This window comes from Mesorhizobium sp. M1409, assembly GCF_040317535.1.
GTDB lineage: Bacteria > Pseudomonadota > Alphaproteobacteria > Rhizobiales > Rhizobiaceae > Mesorhizobium.
This window is the reverse complement of record NZ_JAMYKV010000013.1, coordinates 119,310-135,514: the sequence shown is the minus strand read 5'-3', so window position 1 is coordinate 135,514 and position 16,205 is coordinate 119,310. Positions and strand designations below refer to the sequence as shown.

Below are 16,205 nucleotides of genomic sequence, written 5' to 3'. Positions count from 1 at the left end.
GGGGGAGATCGGCCCTAGTCGCCGATTTCGCTAGTTGCCGGCGAAGGGGTGTTTGATGGGACACGATCTTGTTCCGCAACGACACCGCCGGAATGCAAAATCCATGCGTCGCGTTATGACCGATGCGGAGTTGAAACTTTGGAATGAGTTGCGCGCTCATCGGCTGATGGGAATGAGCTTTCGGCGGCAGGTGCCGATTGGACCTTACATCGTCGACTTTGCTTGCTCAGCCTATCATCTCGTTGTCGAGGTCGACGGTAGCCAACATGCGGATAGCGAAAATCTACAACATGACGAGACACGCAGCGCATATTTGAAGAGCAGCGGCTGGACCATCCTGCGCTTCTGGAACGACGACGTCATTCGCGATATCGACAATGTCTGCCAGCACATCGTTATCGAGGCTGGCCTGGCCGGCGCTGAAAAGCCAGTACCCGAACCAGCAAGGGAGTCCGTTTCATGATCGACCATCTCGGCATCACCGTTGCCGATTTCGCCGCTTCGAAGGGTTTCTACGACAAGGCGATGGCGCCCCTTGGTGCCGCGCTGCTGTACATGGTGCCGCTGGAATACACCGGCGGCGCCAAGGTCGGTGGCTATGGCCGCGACCGGCCGGTGTTCTGGCTGAGTACCAGCAAGGACAAACCCAATGACCACCAGCACGTCGCCTTCACCGCGCGCAGCCGCGCCGAGGTCGATGCCTTCCATGCCGCGGCCCTTGCCGCCGGCGGCAAGGACAATGGCGGCCCGGGCCTGCGTCCGCACTATCATCCGAGCTACTACGCCGCTTTCGTCTTCGATCCCGACGGCAACAATGTCGAGGCCGTCTGCCATGCCCCGGAGTGAGCGGCGATGAGCCTCGACAACCGGCCGATCTATACCGGCGGCTGCCAGTGCGGCGCGGTGCGCTTTCGCGTCGAAGGCGCGTTGGGGGACGCGTCGATCTGCCATTGCCGCATGTGCCAGAAGGCGTTCGGCTCGTTCTACGCGCCGCTTGTTTCAGTGCGCGAGGCGAAGCTCGACTGGACGCGTGGCGAGCCGAAATATTTTCGCTCATCCAACCATGTCGATCGTGGTTTTTGTGGCAATTGCGGCACGCCGCTGACCTTCACCGCGCCGGATGGTGTCGGGCTGGCGATCGGTGCGTTCGACAATCCGGCGGAGATCGCGCCGCTGATCCAGTGGGGCACGGAGGCAAAGCTGCCCTATGTCGATACGATCCCGCAATTGCCGGGCGAGGAGACCATGGCCGACATGTCGTCGGCCCCCTACCTGGCCGATCTCGTCTCCTATCAGCATCCAGACCACGACACCGAACAATGGCCGCCAGAGGAAAAGCCATGACCGAGACAGTTAGAACCGGTGGCTGCCAATGCGGCGCCGTGCGTTTCCGCATTCATGGGGCGCTCGGCCGCCCCTCCATCTGCCATTGCCGCATGTGCCAGAAGCAATTCGGCTCGTTTTTCGGTGCGCTGGTGACGGTGCCCAGGGATGGCGTCGAGTGGACCCATGAAGAGCCGAGCTATTTCCAATCGTCGGTCAACATCGATCGTGGTTTCTGCGCCAGATGCGGGACGCCGCTGACCTATCGGCAGCCCGGCGGACTTGAGATCGCCATCGGCGCCTTCGACGACCGTTCCGATCTCGCCCCGCAGATCCAAATCAATTACGCAGCGCGGCTGCCCTGGGTGGAGACGATCTTCGATCAGCCCGTTCATCAGGACCCCGACTACTACGCGAGGCAGGAGCAGATCATCTCCTTCCAGCATCCCGACCATGAAACAGCGGACTGGCCGACCAAAGGTTTGCAACTATGAGCAGTCAATTGCGTACGCTCTACCCCGAGATCGAGGCGTTCGATTCCGGCATGCTCGATGTCGGCGACGGCCATCAGGTCTACTGGGAGCGTTCCGGCACCAAGGGCGCCAAGCCGGCCGTGTTCCTGCATGGCGGGCCAGGTGGCACCATCTCGCCAAAACATCGGCGGCTGTTTGACCCGAAGCTTTACGACGTCATCCTGTTCGACCAGCGCGGCTGCGGAAAATCGACGCCCAACGCCTCGCTCGAAGCCAACACGACATGGCATCTGGTCGCCGATATCGAACGTTTGCGCGAAATGGTCGGCTTCGACAAATGGCTGGTGTTCGGCGGCTCCTGGGGCTCCACGCTTGCGCTCGCCTATGCCGAGACGCACCCCGAACGCGTCAGCGAACTGGTGGTGCGCGGCATCTACACACTGACGCGCGCCGAACTCGAATGGTACTACCAGTTCGGCGTTTCGGAGATGTTCCCGGACAAATGGGAGCGTTTCCTGGCGCCGATCCCCGAGGCCGAGCGCGGCGACATGATGGCCGCCTACCGCAAGCGGCTGGTCGGCAGCGATCGCAAGGCGCGGATCGAAGCCGCCCGCGCCTGGAGTCTGTGGGAAGGCGAAACCATCACGCTGTTGCCGGAGCCCGAAACCAGCGGTCCGTTTGGTGAAGACGACTATGCCGTCGCCTTCGCCCGCATCGAGAACCACTATTTCGTCCATGCCGGCTGGCTGGAGGAAGGTCAGCTGTTGCGCGATACGCACAAACTTGCGGATATTCCCGGCACCATCGTCCATGGCCGCTACGACATGCCGTGCCCGGCGCGCTATGCCTGGGCGCTGCACAAGGCCTGGCCGAAGGCGGATTTCCATCTGATCGAGGGCGCCGGTCATGCGTATTCGGAGCCGGGTATTTTGGATCAACTGATCCGGGCGACGGATCGGTTTGCGGGGAAGACATAGTCGATGCACGGCGATCCTTCACACCCCCCTCTGTCCTGCCGGACATCTCCCCCGCAAGGGGGGAGATTGGATGTCGCCTTCGCTTTCGCCAATCGCCGACATTGCAGGACCAGCACTGTCGTCAAAGCTGCCGATCTCCCCCCTTGCGGGGGAGATGGCCGGCAGGCCAGAGGGGGGTGCTCAAGCACCTTGCTGTCATGAAAAAGGAAAGACTGTTCCTCTTCGACACCACGTTGCGCGATGGCCAGCAGACGCCGGGCATCGACTTTTCCGTCGAGGACAAGATCGCCATCGCCAAACTGCTTGACGCCTTCGGCCTCGACTATGTCGAGGGCGGCTATCCCGGCGCCAACCCGACCGACACGGCCTTCTTCCAGGAGAAGCGCACGGCACGCGCCAAATTCGTCGCCTTCGGCATGACCAAGCGGGCAGGGGTATCGGCGTCCAACGATCCCGGCCTTGCATCACTGGTGCAGTCGAAATCGGACGCCATCTGCTTCGTCGCCAAGAGCTGGGACTACCATGTCCGCGTCGCGCTCGGCTGCACCAATGAGGAGAACCTCGACGCCATCAAGGCCTCCGTCGAGGCGGCGATCGCCGCCGGCAAGGAGACATTGGTCGACTGCGAGCATTTCTTCGACGGCTTCAAGGCCAATCCCGACTATGCACTGGCCTGTGCCAGGACCGCTTATGATGCCGGCGCGCGCTGGGTGGTGCTGTGCGACACCAATGGCGGCACGCAGCCGTCGGAAGTCCGCGCCATTGTCGAGAGCGTCATCGCCTTCGGTATGTCAGGCGATCATCTCGGCATCCATGCCCATGACGACACTGGCCAGGCCGTGGCCAATTCGCTGGCCGCGGTCGAGGCCGGCGTGCGCCAGATACAGGGCACGCTCAACGGTATCGGCGAGCGCTGCGGCAACGCCAACCTGATCTCGATCATGCCGACGCTGGCTCTGAAGCCGGCTTTTGCCGATCGTTTCGAGACGGGCATTTCGACTGAGGCGCTGACCGGTATTTCGCGCCTGTCGCGCGCCTTTGATGAACTCTTGAACCGCGCCCCGGAAGCGCAGGCGCCCTATGTCGGCGCATCAGCCTTCGCGACCAAGGCCGGCATCCATGCTTCGGCGCTGGCCAAGGAGCCGGCGACCTATGAGCATGTGCCTCCGGAAACGGTCGGCAACCGCCGCCGCGTCATGGTTTCGGATCAGGGCGGCAAGGCCAATTTCCTCGCCGAGCTGAAGCGGCGCGGCATCGACGTGCCGAAGGACGATCACCGGCTCGACGCGCTGATATCAGTGGTCAAGGAACGCGAGGCCGAGGGCTATGCCTATGAGGGTGCCGACGCCAGCTTCGAGCTTCTGGCGCGCAAGATGCTGCACGGCCTGCCGGAGTTCTTCAACGTCACCTCGTTCCGCTGCATGGTCGAGCGCCGCTTCGACGCCAACGGCCAGTTGAAGACGGTGTCCGAAGCGATCGTGAAAGTGCTGGTCGACGGCGAGGAGAAGATGTCGGTGGCCGAGGGGCACGGCCCGGTCAACGCACTCGACATCGCGCTGCGCAAGGATCTTGGCAAATTCCAGGGCGAGATCGCCGATATGGAGCTTGCCGACTTCAAGGTGCGTATCCTCAATGGCGGCAGCGAGGCGATCACCCGCGTTCTGATCGAATCGCATGACGGCACCGGCGCGCGCTGGTGGACAGTCGGCGTTTCCGAAAACATCATCGACGCCTCGTTCCAGGCGCTGATGGATTCCATCGTCTACAAGCTGATGAAGAACCGCGAGATGGCCGGCCTTGTGGCGGCCGAATAGGGTTGAACCATCAGCGAAAGTCCATTGATCCATCAGAACTTTGCGATGGTCTTGGCAAGATGGCTGGGCCATAGCGTTGGGCCATGGCCACTGAAGCGATTACCCTGGACGCGGACTCGAAGGCACGGCGCGGCTTTTTGCTGGCGCTTGGCGCCTATCTCTTGTGGGGAATGCTGCCCTTCTACATGAAGGCCGTGGCGCATCTGCCGCTTGCTGAAGTGATAGCCCATCGCATCGTCTGGTCGGTGCCGATCGCCGCCGCCGTCCTGATCTGGGCTGGCCGCACGGCGGACTTCAAGGCGGCGTTGCGTTCGCCGCGCACCATCGCCATGGCCGCGCTGACGGCGGCGCTGATCTCGGTCAACTGGGGCATCTATGTCTGGGCGATCGCCGTCGACCGCACCGTCGAGACCGCGCTCGGCTATTACATCAACCCGCTGGTCAGCGTCGTCGTCGGCGCGCTGTTGCTGGGCGAGCGGCTCGACCGTCTGCAGATTGCGGCCGTGGTGCTGGCGGCCGTCGCCGTCGCCGTGCTGACCATCGAGGGCGGCAAGCTGCCCTGGGTGTCGCTGGCCTTGGCGTTTTCCTTCGCCGCCTACGGCTTCTTCCGCAAGACGCTGCCGATCGGCCCGAGCCAAGGGTTTCTGCTCGAAGTGCTTTTGCTGTCGGTGCCGGCCCTTGGCTACATCGTCTACCTGATCGCGACCGGACAGGACCACATCGTATCCAGTAGCGGTACCGATACGGCGCTGCTGATTGGCTGCGGTCCGGTCACGTCGGTGCCGCTCTTGCTGTTCGCCTTCGGCGCCAAGCTGCTGCGCCTCTCCACCATCGGCATCATGCAATACATCGCGCCGACCATGGTGTTCCTGATCGCCGTGCTGATCTTCGATGAGCCTTTCGGCACCACCCAGGCCGTCGCCTTTGCACTGATCTGGGCGGCACTGGCGGTGTATTCCTGGTCGATGTTGACGACAGCGCGCAAGGCTTCTGCCCGGTAAGGAGTTTCGATGTACTTGCTGCATATCGCCAACAAGAACTATTCCTCATGGTCGTTGCGGCCCTGGGTGTTGATGCGAGAGCTGGATATCCCATTCGAGGAGCGGCTGACGCCATTCCCGACCGGCTCGAGCTGGAGCCTCTATCGGTCGTTCTCGCCCAGCGGCCGGGTGCCGTGCCTGATCGACGACGGTTGGGCGGTCTGGGATTCGCTGGCGATCGCCGAATATCTCGCCGAGCGCCACCATGGTGTGTGGCCTGTCGAGGCCAAGGCACGCGCCTGGGCGCGTTCGGCCGCCGCCGAGATGCATTCGAGTTTCACCGCACTGCGTGGCGCCTGTCCGATGAGCTGCGGCCTGCGCGCGAAACCGTTTCCGATGTCCGATGCGCTGAAGCAGGACCTCTTTCGCCTCGGCGACCTCTGGAACGATGGCCTTGCTCGTTTCGGCGGGCCGTTTCTGGCCGGCGCTCATTTCACCGCCGTCGACGCTTTCTTTGCCCCGGTGGCGTTTCGCGCACAGTCCTATGGGCTCTCTTTCGACGGTGCGGCTACAGCCTATCCGGCGCAGTTGTTTGCCCTGCCGGCGATGCGCGAATGGTATGCGGCTGGCCTTGCCGAGACCTGGCGCGAGCCCGACCACGAAGCGGAAGTCGCCGCCGCCGGCACCATCATCGAGGATTTTCGCGCGGTTTGAGCGCTTACATCCGCCCGAGGCGCCGTACGAATAAATAGGTACCCGCCGCGATAACCATCGACACGCCCGACACCACCCAGAACCCCATCGGCGTGTTGACCAGGGGCAGCCCGCCGACATTCATGCCGAACAGGCCGGAGATGATGGTCATCGGCAACAGCACCGCCGTCATCACCGACAGCACATAAAGCAACTGGTTCGACTGCGTCGTCAGCTTGGCCATCAGCTCGTCCTGCAGCAGCCGGGCGCGCGCCTGCAACTGTTCGCCGTCATAGTGCAGCGTCTGCGCACGGTGCGACAGCCGCGCCGCCATGTCGTTGATTGTGTCAGGCAGGTCGTTGCGGTGCGAATGATCGAGATGGCGAAACAGATTGGTCAGCGTCGCCATTTGCCGGTGGATCACCACCAGGTGCCGCCGAGCATCGACGAGGGATTGCCGCTCATTGTGCCATGCGTCGCAGACGATGCGATCCTCGATGCCGTCGAGACTGTCGCCGATTGCCGCGAGTTCGGCCACCATGCCGTCGAACGATTGGCCGACGACCGCCTCGATCAACTCGGCCGGCGAGCGGAACTTGCGCGATCCGTTCTCGATCGCCTTGCGGATGTTGTCGACCGACTGCAGCGGCTGCTTGCGGGCGCCGATCAGCATGGTGTCGTTGAGGGCGAAGCGGAAATGGCCAAGCCCGCCTGCTTCCGCCGAATAGTCATGTCGCAGGTCCGGCAGGTCGCCGTAGAGCCAGTCATCCTCGAGGTCGATGTGACAGCCATGGGTGGCGGAGAGGAAAGCTTCGCGCACCGGCGCCGGCAAAGCCTGGTCGGCGCCGATCTCGTGGCGGGCGCGCATGTCGGAGAGCTGGTAGCTGCGCCATGTCCAGTGCGCGGCGGCTGCGTCCCTGGTTCGCACGCCCTCCGCGGTGAAGTGAAAGATGAAGAACAACCCGTGCTCGTCGGGCAGGTAAGGCGACAGGTCGGTGCCATCCGGGGCGAGAGCGATATCCATGGGCGCGGTGCCAGATGCAGGTTTCGAACATGGCGCCGCATGGCGGCCGCCTCACCCTTGATGTCTATCACGGGCGAACCCGGTTTCGTGTGACGGTTTCTTGACAGCCGATCACAGTCTGTCGATCACCCACGTCAATCCGGTGGTGACGCCTACGCCGCCATCGGATTGCGCCCTCTCAACGCTTCGGGCCGAACCCAGGGTAAGGGTTAGGCGAGCACGATTGCGGCCATATCCATCATGCCGACCTTGACCAGGGGACGAGCCGCTGGTGCTGGCGATCCCCGAAGATGATACGCTTGTCCAAATATCGGAGATTGGGCCGCATCACCTTGACGGCCGCATTTGGATCACGGTCGCGCGCCAGCCCGACGACACCAACCGCGGCCAATTCCTAGCGGCCTGCGCCAAAGCCGGCTTTCTGCCCGACATCGTCTATGAGACGGCGGACCCGCTGACCTCGCTCGGTCTGGTCAGCGCCGGTCTCGGCCTGGCGACGGTGGAGGCCAGTCTGCGTGCCGGCGCTCCGTCGCGGATAGTGTTTCGCGACCTGCCATGGTTCGAGCGCACGGTTTCCATCTATCTTGCCTGGCGTCGGTCTTTGTTAACCTGAGTGCGGAGCCCTAGCCTACTGCAGCTGCCTGCCGCAAGCCGGCGATCACCGCGCGGCGGTCAGGACGCCTGACGACAGTTCGGCGGTGTCGGCTTTTGTGCCGGTGATAGGAATTTTTTCTTGATTCCGTGACCTCAGCTATGGTACATATTCGTCCATGGTGCTGATTTGCGCCAGTGACCCGCCGCACAGGCGGGTTTTTCGTTTGATGCTCCGTCAGCCAATGCGCAGGCGAAGGCAGCGAAGGAACCCGTTAAGCCGAGTTCGTTGCCCTGGGCAGTAGGCAGTAGGGGTTGCCGTCCCCCGGCATTCACACTGCCTACCGCCCTATTCCCTACTGCCTCACATCTTGTCTATCACCGACTGCACGCCCTCGGTCGGGGCGTCGACGGAGGATCCAGCCACCATGATGGCGGCGACGATCGCTTCGGGGTCGTCGACGACCAGCGGCTTGACCCGTTGCGCGGTGTGGATGAAGCCCTCGGCGGCCATGTGATCGAGCAACGCCAGCATCGGATCCCAGAATCCGCCGACATTGCCGAAGACGATCGGCTTGCGATGATGGCCGAGCTGTGCCCAGGTCATGACCTCGACGATCTCCTCGACCGTGCCGATGCCACCCGGCAGCGCCACAAAGGCGTCGGATTTCTCGAACATCTTGTGCTTGCGCTCATGCATGTTGTCGGTGATCAAGACCTCGTCGAGCCGGCCAAGCGCGGTTTCGGTCGCTTCCTTGTTGATCAGGAAGCGCGGAATGATGCCCGTCACCTTGCCGCCAGCGCGCAAGGCGCCTTCGGCGACGGCGCCCATGATTCCTTTGGTGCCGCCGCCATAGATCAGCCGCAGGCCCGCTTTGGCAATCGAGCGCCCGAGCAGGTGTCCGGCCTTGATATAGATTTCATCGCGGCCCGGAGACGAGCCGCAATAGACGCAGACGGATCGAATCGTGTTCATGCCGATGATTGGTGATTGGGTCTGAAAGCTGGGTCAAGCCCCAAGGGTGAACAAGCCCGGGCTTTTTCTTGTCGGCTTTGGCAAAACAGGTTAGACCGGCGTTAGGTGGCTAAGGGGTAGGGAAATATGGCAATTAATCCATTGAAGGCGTTCCTGTTCGCGGCGGGTGGGACCGTTGCGGTCGCGGGAACCGCCTATGTATCGGGCGCACTCGACCCGTATCTTAATCCGACTCCGCCGGCGCAGGTGGCTGCCTTGACGCCGCCCGCGGCGCCGAAACCGGCTGATCCCGATACGGAAGCGCGGCTGCCTCAAGCTGAGGTCCCAGCCGCTCCCGCCGCGGTGCCCCAGGCCGCGGCACCGGCCGCACCGGCAACGGATGCGGCGGCTCCGGCAGCACCGGCTGCGGCCGGTCCGATCGCACCGTCCTTCGATGTCGTGCGCGTCGAGAGCAATGGCTCCATCGTTATCGCCGGCAATGCGGCGCCCAATTCAAAGGTCGAAATACTCAACGGCACGGCCGTGCTCGGTTCGACGGTCGCCGGCACCGATGGCGCCTTTGTTATTATTCTCGATGATCCGCTGAAGCCCGGCGACTATACGATCGCGCTGCGTGCGACGACCGGCGATGTCGTGACACCCTCGGTGCAGACCGCTGTCGTCTCGGTTCCCAAGGATACGGCCGGCCAGGTGCTTGCCATGGTCGAGGAGCCGGGCAAGCCGGCGGAACTGCTTACCGTTCCCGCGCCCGAGACAAAGCCAGCCGCACCGGCTGCCAGCGACCAGGCTGCCGCTCCTGCAGCCGAAGCGCCCGCAACCGCTGCTCCGGCACCAGCCGCACCGGCGCCAGCCGTGGTTGAAGCAGCACCGGCTCCAGCAGCGCCGGCGACGCCGCCCGCCGCAGCCGTGGCCGAACCCAAGATCGTCGTCGAGGCGGTCGAGATCGACGGCAACAAGATCTTTGTCGCCGGCCTCGCCGATCCGGGCCGCAAGGTGCGCGCCTATGCCAACGATATCCTGCTCGGTGACGCGCAGACATCACCGGACGGCCATTTCCTCGTCGAGGCGATGCGCGACATCCCGGTCGGCAGCTATACCATCCATGTCGACGGTCTCGATGCCGACGGCGTGAAAGTGGTGGCCCGCGCCGCCGTGCCATTCGAGCGCGAGCCGGGTGAATCGATCGCCGCCGTGGCGCCCGCGGAGCCCAAGCCTGCCGACCCGAAGCCGGCCGCGCCCGCTGTTGTCGCGGCTGCTCCGGCGGAGCCGGCACCGGCTCCTGCCGTGCCGGCAACCGAGGCGCCGGCCATTGCCGGGGCACCGGCTGAAACGGCACCGGCCACCGCGCCCGCCACTGAGGCTCCGGCCGTTGTGGCAGCGGCCCCACCGCCAGGCAATGTGCCCGAGACCGTTGCGCCCAAGCTCGAGCATGCCGACGGTGCTGTCATCATCCGCCGCAACGACACGCTGTGGCGGATTTCACGACGCGTCTATGGCCATGGCGTGCGCTTCTCGACCATCTACCTCGCCAACCAGGATCAGATCAGCGATCCTGATCGCATCTGGCCGGGGCAGGTGTTCAAGGTCCCGGAAAAGTCCAAGGAAGGCGAAGCCGCCGACCTCAAGGCGATGGGCGAGCAGGCAACGACAGCGCCGGCCAAGACCAATTAGAGTCCAAGGCCGTCCAAAGGTCGACGTCAGCTAGTTTGTTGAGCCGCTCAGGTGCAGTTTGAATCCGATCAAGTTCGGATCGCTCCGGTCGGGGCGTAGCTTCATGCTCGGAATCAAATAGTCGCCGCCATTCTGCCGGCGATAGGGGATGGGTTGCGTGGTCGCGAACGTCCTCATCCTCTCGCGCAGGCGCTCGGCAGTGGGCTCGAAGTCGGCTTCGCCGAAGCGGTCGACGCTATAGGCTACGAACGGCGGAAGGACGTCGTAGCCCGGGTAGTAGAGAATCCCGTGGTTGATCGGGAACAGCAGATCATCGATTGGTCCGTTGACGCCGCGAGGGGCATAGTGCTCCTCCCAGCCGCCGGCGGTCACGATCAACATTGCGCGCTTGCCCATCAAGGTTCCCTCGCCGTAGCGGTCGCCCCATCGTTTGTCACTATGTTCGCCCACACCGTAAGCGAAGCCGTAGGCAAAGACCCTGTCGACCCAGCCCTTGAGGATCGCCGGCATGGCAAACCACCAGAGCGGAAACTGGAGAATCAGGGCATCCGCCCACAGCAGCTTTGCGATCTCGGCCTTGACGTCCTCTGTCAGCGCGTCGGCCTCGAAAGACTTTTTGGAAGCCGCGGCAGGCATCAGCCGCGCATCAGACGCCAAAACCGGAAAGTCGGCCCGATCAACCGCTGATTTCCAACCTTGGGCATAAAGGTCCGTCACCCGCACTTCGTGGCCTTGTGCCTCAAGTTCTCTAATGGCGACGTCGCGGAGCGCGCCGTTGAGCGAGCGCGATTCGGGATGAGCGAAGACAAGTAGAATTTTCATGCGGGGACTCCTTGGATTGAAAAACTGGTCCCTTAGCTAGGCAATATCGACATAATCCGCTACGCATTCGTAATGCATAAGATTGTGCCGAATAATGGATAAATCAGATATCACCCTCGAACGCATGCGCACCTTCATTCGCGTTGCGGAACGGGGCAGTCTGTCGTTGGTTGCCGGCGAACTGGGCATCGGGCAATCGACGGTTACGCGGCATTTGCAAGAGCTTGAAGAGGCAGTGGGTGTGCCTTTGCTCAGCAGGACCACCCGGCGGGTCACGCTGACCGATGAGGGCAGCCGGTACTATGCTAACAGCGTCCAGATCCTGCGCCTTGTCGAGCAGGCCGGCGACGAAGCGCGGGGCGCACGTGGCGCGCCGGCTGGCACCGTGCGGATATCCTGTACGGCCGCTTTCGGGGTCTTGCACACCAGCCGGCTCATCTTCGCCTTTCAGGACCGATATCCCGACATCGGAATTGACCTCAGCCTCACCGATGAGCGTGTCGATCTCGTCCGGGAAGGCGTCGATATCGCGCTTCGCTTGGGTCCGCTAACGGACAGCTCATTGAGGTTGCGGGCCCTCGGCCTATCACGGCGCCTGCTCGTGGCATCGCCGGATTATCTGGCGGCGCGAGGCAGACCGGCTGTCCCGTCGGACCTGTCTGGACATGAGGGCATCCGGATGTCGAACGTGGCGGGCAGTGAAACTCTTGCTTTGCAGGGTGTCGGGGGCGAGCGCCATATGGTGCCTTTCGCGGGGCGACTGCGTGTCGACCATGGGCTTGCCGCGCGCGAGGCCTTGGTCGCGGGTCGAGGGGTCGCACCGGCCCACCGATGGCTTGTCGACGATCTTTTGGCGGCGGGACTGCTCGAGACGATACTGGATGATTATTCGCTGCCGTCCGCCCCATTGAACATGCTGATTGTCCCGGAGCGCTCGGGCGTTGCAAGGGTCCGCCTGCTGGTCGACTTCCTGGCCGAACGGATTGCCGACATCCCGGGGATCGAGAAGTCCAGCTCACAGCGTTAGCCGCTATCTGGTCTGCCCAGAAGAGTAGCTTGCGGCGGCGCCAGCCATCGTTTATCGCCGATGGACGATGAGCGACAGCCCCTTCGAAATCCATAGACTCCGCTCCACGTCGGAAGCCCCGGACAGCCGCGCCGTGGCCGCCCGGTTGGCAGCGCTTTCGCACCCGGCGCGGATCGAAATCGTAAAATACCTGTCGGCCAGCAGCTCATGTTGCTGCCGCGAAGTCGTCGATCGTTTCGACCTGGCGCAGTCCACCGTGTCACAACACCTGAAGATACTGGTCGAAGCCGGGCTGGTCCGGTTCGAGCCTGATCGCCAGCGTTCGCGCTATGCGATCGATCACGCCGCGCTCGCCGACGTTTCGGCGTCGCTGACCGCCCTCGTCAATTCCTGCTGCTCCGGCCGCTAGAACCATGATCCCGAAAAGTGGAGTCCGGTTTTCGGACGAGATCATGGTCAAAAAGACATAAGAAGAAGGCACAAGAAATGGCCGAAAAAACCGTCTCCGATTCCTCGACCTTCAAGACGCTGCTCAACCTGTGGCCCTACATGTGGCCGGCGGACCGCGCCGATCTCAGGGCGCGGGTCACCTGGGCGACGCTTCTGCTGGTCGTCGCCAAGCTGACGCTGGTCGCCGGTCCCTATTTCTTCAAATGGGCGACCGACGCGCTGGCCGGCGACGCCAAATCGGTGCCGCCGCTGCCGACCTTTCTGCTGGCGCCCGTCATGCTGGTCATCGCCTACAATGTCGTGCGGCTGGTGCAGCTTGGCTTCAATCAGCTGCGCGACGCGCTGTTTGCCCGCGTCGGCCAATATGCCGTGCGCCAGCTCGCCTTCCGCACCTTCGTCCACATGCACCAACTGTCGCTGCGCTTCCACCTGGAGCGGCGCACCGGCGGCCTGTCGCGCATCATCGAGCGCGGCACCAAGGGCATCGAGACGATCGTGCGCTTCATCATGCTCAACACGGCGCCGACCATCCTCGAATTCGCGCTGACCACCGGCATCTTCGCCTATACCTATGGCTGGAAATATGTGGCCGTCGTCGCGGTCACCGTCTGGGTCTATGTCTGGTTCACGGTCCGCGCCAGCGACTGGCGCATCTCGATCCGCCGCGACATGAACGACAGCGACACCGACGCCAACACCAAGGCGATCGACTCGCTGCTCAATTACGAGACGGTCAAGTATTTCAACAATGAAGGCATGGAGGCCGAGCGCTTCGACCGTTCGATGGCGCGCTACGAAATCGCCGCGACGCGCATCTGGACCTCGCTCGGCTGGCTGAACTTCGGCCAGGGCATCATCTTCGGCCTCGGCACCGTCATCGTCATGTGCATGTCGGCGCTGGAAGTGCAGGCCGGCACGCAGACGGTCGGCGATTTCGTCTTCATCAACGCCATGCTGATGCAGCTGTCGGTGCCTCTGAATTTCATCGGCTTCATCTACCGCGAAATCCGCCAGGGGCTGACCGATATCGAGCAGATGTTCGACCTTTTGGATGTGCCGCAGGAGATCGTCGACAAGCCGAACGCGAAACCGCTTACTGTCAGCGCCGGCAAGGTCGAGTTCCGCGACGTGCATTTCTCCTATGACCCGAACCGCAAGATCCTGAAGGGCATCAGCTTCGAGGTGCCGGCCGGCAAGACCGTCGCCATTGTCGGGCCATCGGGCGCCGGCAAATCGACCATCTCGCGCCTTCTGTTCCGCTTCTACGACGTGCAGGACGGCGAGGTGCTGATCGACGGCCAGGATATCAGGGATGTGACGCAGGAAAGCCTGCGCGGAGCGATCGGCATGGTGCCGCAGGACACCGTGCTGTTCAACGACACCATAGCCTACAACATCCGCTACGGCCGCATCGGCGCCAGCGAGGAGGATATGCGCAAGGCCGCCGAACTTGCCCAGATCGGCCCCTTCATCGAGCGGCTGCCCGACGGCTACAAATCGATGGTCGGTGAGCGTGGGCTGAAGCTTTCGGGCGGCGAAAAGCAGCGCGTGGCGATCGCCCGCACCATCCTGAAGGCGCCGCCGATCCTGATGCTGGACGAAGCGACCTCGGCGCTCGACAGCCACACCGAGCAGGAGATCCAGGCGGCGCTCGATCTGGTCAGCCGTGGCCGCACCACCATCGTCATCGCCCACCGGCTGTCGACGGTGATTACGGCCGACGAGATCATCGTACTGCAGGACGGCCAGATCGCCGAGCGCGGCACGCATGCCGAACTGATGCACAAGCGTGGCCTCTACGCATCGATGTGGGATCGCCAGCGCGAGGCAACCGAGGCCGAGGAGCGGCTGCGTATCGCCCGCGAGGGCGACGAACTTGGCATCGTCGTTCGCCGCCGGATGTCCGAGGTGAATTGACGCCGCTATGCTTCTCTCACAAGGGGATACGAGGGGAGGAGGAAAAACCGCTTGACCTCAACTTAAGTTGAGATTGTACGCCGTTTTTGGAGCCCGGAAGCAACATGGTCCAAGAACGGAATTATCGAAATGAGCAAGACAAGTCAGAATGTTAATGGTGGCAGCGTGTTCAGGGTGGACAAGTTCGTCGTCCCCGCCGCCGCCCGCGAGGAGATACTGGCCAAGGTCAGGACAACACATGAATTGCTGCGCCTGCAGCAAGGCTTCGTGCAGGATTTCGTGCTCGAGCAATTCTCGGGGCCGGGCGAATTCAACCTCGTCACCATCGTCGAATGGGAGAACCAGGCGGCTGTCGACCGGGTCGTGCCGATCGTCACGGCCGAGCATGCGCGTGCCGGTTTCAATCGGCAGGAGACGATCGCCCGGCTTGGCGTGCGAGCCGACATCGCCAACTATCAGCGGATCCCCGGGCTCTAGCCTGGCCAGCCGACGCCAGGTGCCGGCGCTTCAACGCTGAGCACCTGGCCGGTGCGGGCATCGCTGACCATATGCTCGAAGCCGCGCCATTCGGCGGCGACGATGAACAAGGTTTGCCGGCCCGCACCTCCCAGCATGCAGGCAAAGCAGCCGCGATCGACGGTGACCGTCTGCAACACCTCACCGCCTTCGCGCACCCGCACGCAATGCTTGTTGGGCACATCCGCGTACCAGGCTGCCCCTTCGGCATCGAGACAGATGCCGTCGGGATAGCCGTCGAAATCGGCCCAGACGCGTCGATTGGACAGGGTGCCGTCGGCTGCGATGTCGAAGGCGGTCAGCCGGTTGGCATGCGATTCGGCGACGATCAGCGTCTTGTTGTCCGGGGTCACCGCCATGCCATTGGCAAAGGCGATGTTTTCCGCCACTTGCCGGACCGCACTGTCAGGCGTGATCAACACGATGGTACCGGGACCGAAATGCTCACCGGGCACCGGCGCCGGTCCGCCGCCATTGACATAGATGTTGCCGCGCCCATCGACGACAATCTCGTTCCACGGACTTTTCGACAGGTCACGCAGATCGCCGTGTGTGACGAGCCGACCATCGGCTTCCTGCCGCAGCAGCAAGCCGTCGCGGCCCGAGACGACGAGCAGGCGGCCATCCGGCAGCCAGTCGATGGAGTAGGGCAGGACGGCTGGCACGGTCAGCACGATCTCCTTGTTGCCATCGGCATCGACGGCGATGACCTCGCCCGCACCCCAGTTGCAGAGCCACAGGCGTCCGTCATGCCAGCGGGGCGATTCCCCGAAGGCGAGGCCGCTGGTTACGACGTTGGCGATGCGCGATGCTGACTTCGACGACTGCATGCTTGGCTCCCGGATTAGTCGCTCCACCGGCCCTTTGCCCAGCGAAGCACTATCCCAAGGACGAATGAAGGGATGACACGCCGACATGGTCATTGGCAATTTTCTCTCGAGGAGCCGGCGA

Annotated in this window: 18 protein-coding genes; 14 read left to right on the top strand and 4 right to left on the bottom strand. The window is 63.2% G+C overall.

The genetic code is table 11. From position 1 onward, the window contains the following. The first annotated feature begins 55 nt into the window (after positions 1-55). From NKG99_RS13580 to NKG99_RS13545, 8 genes are all read left to right on the top strand, one after another. Complete coding sequence (locus tag NKG99_RS13580; protein ID WP_352868270.1) at positions 56-463, top strand: endonuclease domain-containing protein; 408 nt, start codon at positions 56-58, stop codon at positions 461-463. Continuing rightward, the gene (locus tag NKG99_RS13575) at positions 460-846 is read left to right on the top strand and encodes a VOC family protein (protein WP_352868267.1); all 387 of its coding nucleotides are present in this window, start codon (positions 460-462) and stop codon (positions 844-846) included. Before NKG99_RS13580 ends, NKG99_RS13575 begins: the two co-directional genes overlap by 4 nt. Positions 847-852: 6 nt before the next feature. Next, positions 853-1,344 (top strand): GFA family protein, encoded by a 492-nt coding sequence (locus NKG99_RS13570; RefSeq protein ID WP_352868264.1) that lies wholly within the window; start codon positions 853-855, stop codon positions 1,342-1,344. Continuing rightward, positions 1,341-1,817 carry a GFA family protein gene (locus NKG99_RS13565; RefSeq protein WP_352868262.1) on the top strand — a complete coding sequence of 159 codons (477 nt, stop codon included), beginning with the start codon at positions 1,341-1,343 and terminating at the stop codon, positions 1,815-1,817. Before NKG99_RS13570 ends, NKG99_RS13565 begins: the two co-directional genes overlap by 4 nt. Then, complete coding sequence (gene pip, locus NKG99_RS13560) at positions 1,814-2,773, top strand: prolyl aminopeptidase (protein WP_352868260.1); 960 nt, start codon at positions 1,814-1,816, stop codon at positions 2,771-2,773. Before NKG99_RS13565 ends, pip begins: the two co-directional genes overlap by 4 nt. Positions 2,774-2,970: 197 nt before the next feature. Further along, positions 2,971-4,587, top strand: coding sequence for a citramalate synthase (gene cimA, locus NKG99_RS13555; RefSeq protein ID WP_352868258.1), 1,617 nt, complete (start codon positions 2,971-2,973; stop codon positions 4,585-4,587). 83 nt (positions 4,588-4,670) lie between these two features. Beyond that, positions 4,671-5,588, top strand: coding sequence for an EamA family transporter RarD (gene rarD, locus NKG99_RS13550; protein WP_352868255.1), 918 nt, complete (start codon positions 4,671-4,673; stop codon positions 5,586-5,588). A 9-nt stretch (positions 5,589-5,597) separates the two neighbouring features. Beyond that, positions 5,598-6,281, top strand: a complete 684-nt coding sequence (locus NKG99_RS13545; protein WP_352868253.1) for a glutathione S-transferase family protein — start codon at positions 5,598-5,600, stop codon at positions 6,279-6,281. Between the two features lie 4 nt (positions 6,282-6,285). On the opposite strand, the gene NKG99_RS13540 is transcribed toward NKG99_RS13545, so the two are convergent. After that, positions 6,286-7,284: a transporter gene (locus tag NKG99_RS13540; RefSeq protein WP_352868250.1), complete on the bottom strand. Its 999-nt coding sequence runs from the start codon at positions 7,282-7,284 to the stop codon at positions 6,286-6,288. A gap of 268 nt (positions 7,285-7,552) precedes the next feature. On the opposite strand from NKG99_RS13540, the gene NKG99_RS13535 reads away from it, so the two are divergent. Continuing rightward, positions 7,553-7,897: a LysR substrate-binding domain-containing protein gene (locus tag NKG99_RS13535; RefSeq protein ID WP_352868291.1), complete on the top strand. Its 345-nt coding sequence runs from the start codon at positions 7,553-7,555 to the stop codon at positions 7,895-7,897. Between the two features lie 342 nt (positions 7,898-8,239). Here the strand turns inward: NKG99_RS13535 and NKG99_RS13530 are convergent, their stop codons facing one another. Beyond that, complete coding sequence (locus NKG99_RS13530) at positions 8,240-8,851, bottom strand: LOG family protein (RefSeq protein WP_352868247.1); 612 nt, start codon at positions 8,849-8,851, stop codon at positions 8,240-8,242. 126 nt (positions 8,852-8,977) lie between these two features. Between NKG99_RS13530 and NKG99_RS13525 the strand changes: the two genes are divergently transcribed. Next, complete coding sequence (locus tag NKG99_RS13525; RefSeq protein ID WP_352868244.1) at positions 8,978-10,522, top strand: LysM peptidoglycan-binding domain-containing protein; 1,545 nt, start codon at positions 8,978-8,980, stop codon at positions 10,520-10,522. Between the two features lie 30 nt (positions 10,523-10,552). Here NKG99_RS13525 and NKG99_RS13520 read toward each other — a convergent pair whose 3' ends face one another. Further along, a complete protein-coding gene (locus tag NKG99_RS13520) occupies positions 10,553-11,344 on the bottom strand; it encodes an NAD(P)H-dependent oxidoreductase (protein WP_352868241.1) in 792 nt (263 codons plus the stop codon). 94 nt (positions 11,345-11,438) lie between these two features. Between NKG99_RS13520 and NKG99_RS13515 the strand changes: the two genes are divergently transcribed. The 4 genes from NKG99_RS13515 to NKG99_RS13500 all read left to right on the top strand — a co-directional run bounded on the left by NKG99_RS13515 (position 11,439) and on the right by NKG99_RS13500 (position 15,215). Beyond that, a complete protein-coding gene (locus tag NKG99_RS13515) occupies positions 11,439-12,371 on the top strand; it encodes a LysR family transcriptional regulator (RefSeq protein WP_352868289.1) in 933 nt (310 codons plus the stop codon). A gap of 67 nt (positions 12,372-12,438) precedes the next feature. Next, complete coding sequence (locus NKG99_RS13510) at positions 12,439-12,780, top strand: ArsR/SmtB family transcription factor (RefSeq protein ID WP_352868238.1); 342 nt, start codon at positions 12,439-12,441, stop codon at positions 12,778-12,780. 77 nt (positions 12,781-12,857) lie between these two features. Further along, entirely contained in the window at positions 12,858-14,738 is a 1,881-nt protein-coding gene (locus NKG99_RS13505) for an ABCB family ABC transporter ATP-binding protein/permease (RefSeq protein WP_352868236.1), read from the top strand. 129 nt (positions 14,739-14,867) lie between these two features. After that, a complete protein-coding gene (locus NKG99_RS13500) occupies positions 14,868-15,215 on the top strand; it encodes an antibiotic biosynthesis monooxygenase family protein (protein WP_352868233.1) in 348 nt (115 codons plus the stop codon). On the opposite strand, the gene NKG99_RS13495 is transcribed toward NKG99_RS13500, so the two are convergent. Further along, the gene (locus tag NKG99_RS13495) at positions 15,212-16,084 is read right to left on the bottom strand and encodes an SMP-30/gluconolactonase/LRE family protein (RefSeq protein ID WP_352868231.1); all 873 of its coding nucleotides are present in this window, start codon (positions 16,082-16,084) and stop codon (positions 15,212-15,214) included. The genes NKG99_RS13500 and NKG99_RS13495 overlap by 4 nt on opposite strands. Positions 16,085-16,205 lie beyond the last annotated feature (121 nt).

Excerpts from the sequence above, each read along its gene's own strand:
- NKG99_RS13580 (WP_352868270.1), top strand. The coding sequence starts at position 56 with ATGGGACACGATCTTGTTCCGCAACGACACCGCCGGAATGCAAAATCC.
- NKG99_RS13575 (WP_352868267.1), top strand. The coding sequence starts at position 460 with ATGATCGACCATCTCGGCATCACCGTTGCCGATTTCGCCGCTTCGAAG.
- NKG99_RS13570 (WP_352868264.1), top strand. The coding sequence starts at position 853 with ATGAGCCTCGACAACCGGCCGATCTATACCGGCGGCTGCCAGTGCGGC.
- NKG99_RS13565 (WP_352868262.1), top strand. The coding sequence starts at position 1,341 with ATGACCGAGACAGTTAGAACCGGTGGCTGCCAATGCGGCGCCGTGCGT.
- pip (WP_352868260.1), top strand. The coding sequence starts at position 1,814 with ATGAGCAGTCAATTGCGTACGCTCTACCCCGAGATCGAGGCGTTCGAT.
- cimA (WP_352868258.1), top strand. The coding sequence starts at position 2,971 with ATGAAAAAGGAAAGACTGTTCCTCTTCGACACCACGTTGCGCGATGGC.
- rarD (WP_352868255.1), top strand. The coding sequence starts at position 4,671 with ATGGCCACTGAAGCGATTACCCTGGACGCGGACTCGAAGGCACGGCGC.
- NKG99_RS13545 (WP_352868253.1), top strand. The coding sequence starts at position 5,598 with ATGTACTTGCTGCATATCGCCAACAAGAACTATTCCTCATGGTCGTTG.
- NKG99_RS13540 (WP_352868250.1), bottom strand. The coding sequence starts at position 7,284 with ATGGATATCGCTCTCGCCCCGGATGGCACCGACCTGTCGCCTTACCTG.
- NKG99_RS13530 (WP_352868247.1), bottom strand. The coding sequence starts at position 8,851 with ATGAACACGATTCGATCCGTCTGCGTCTATTGCGGCTCGTCTCCGGGC.
- NKG99_RS13525 (WP_352868244.1), top strand. The coding sequence starts at position 8,978 with ATGGCAATTAATCCATTGAAGGCGTTCCTGTTCGCGGCGGGTGGGACC.
- NKG99_RS13520 (WP_352868241.1), bottom strand. The coding sequence starts at position 11,344 with ATGAAAATTCTACTTGTCTTCGCTCATCCCGAATCGCGCTCGCTCAAC.
- NKG99_RS13515 (WP_352868289.1), top strand. The coding sequence starts at position 11,439 with ATGGATAAATCAGATATCACCCTCGAACGCATGCGCACCTTCATTCGC.
- NKG99_RS13510 (WP_352868238.1), top strand. The coding sequence starts at position 12,439 with ATGAGCGACAGCCCCTTCGAAATCCATAGACTCCGCTCCACGTCGGAA.
- NKG99_RS13505 (WP_352868236.1), top strand. The coding sequence starts at position 12,858 with ATGGCCGAAAAAACCGTCTCCGATTCCTCGACCTTCAAGACGCTGCTC.
- NKG99_RS13500 (WP_352868233.1), top strand. The coding sequence starts at position 14,868 with ATGAGCAAGACAAGTCAGAATGTTAATGGTGGCAGCGTGTTCAGGGTG.
- NKG99_RS13495 (WP_352868231.1), bottom strand. The coding sequence starts at position 16,084 with ATGCAGTCGTCGAAGTCAGCATCGCGCATCGCCAACGTCGTAACCAGC.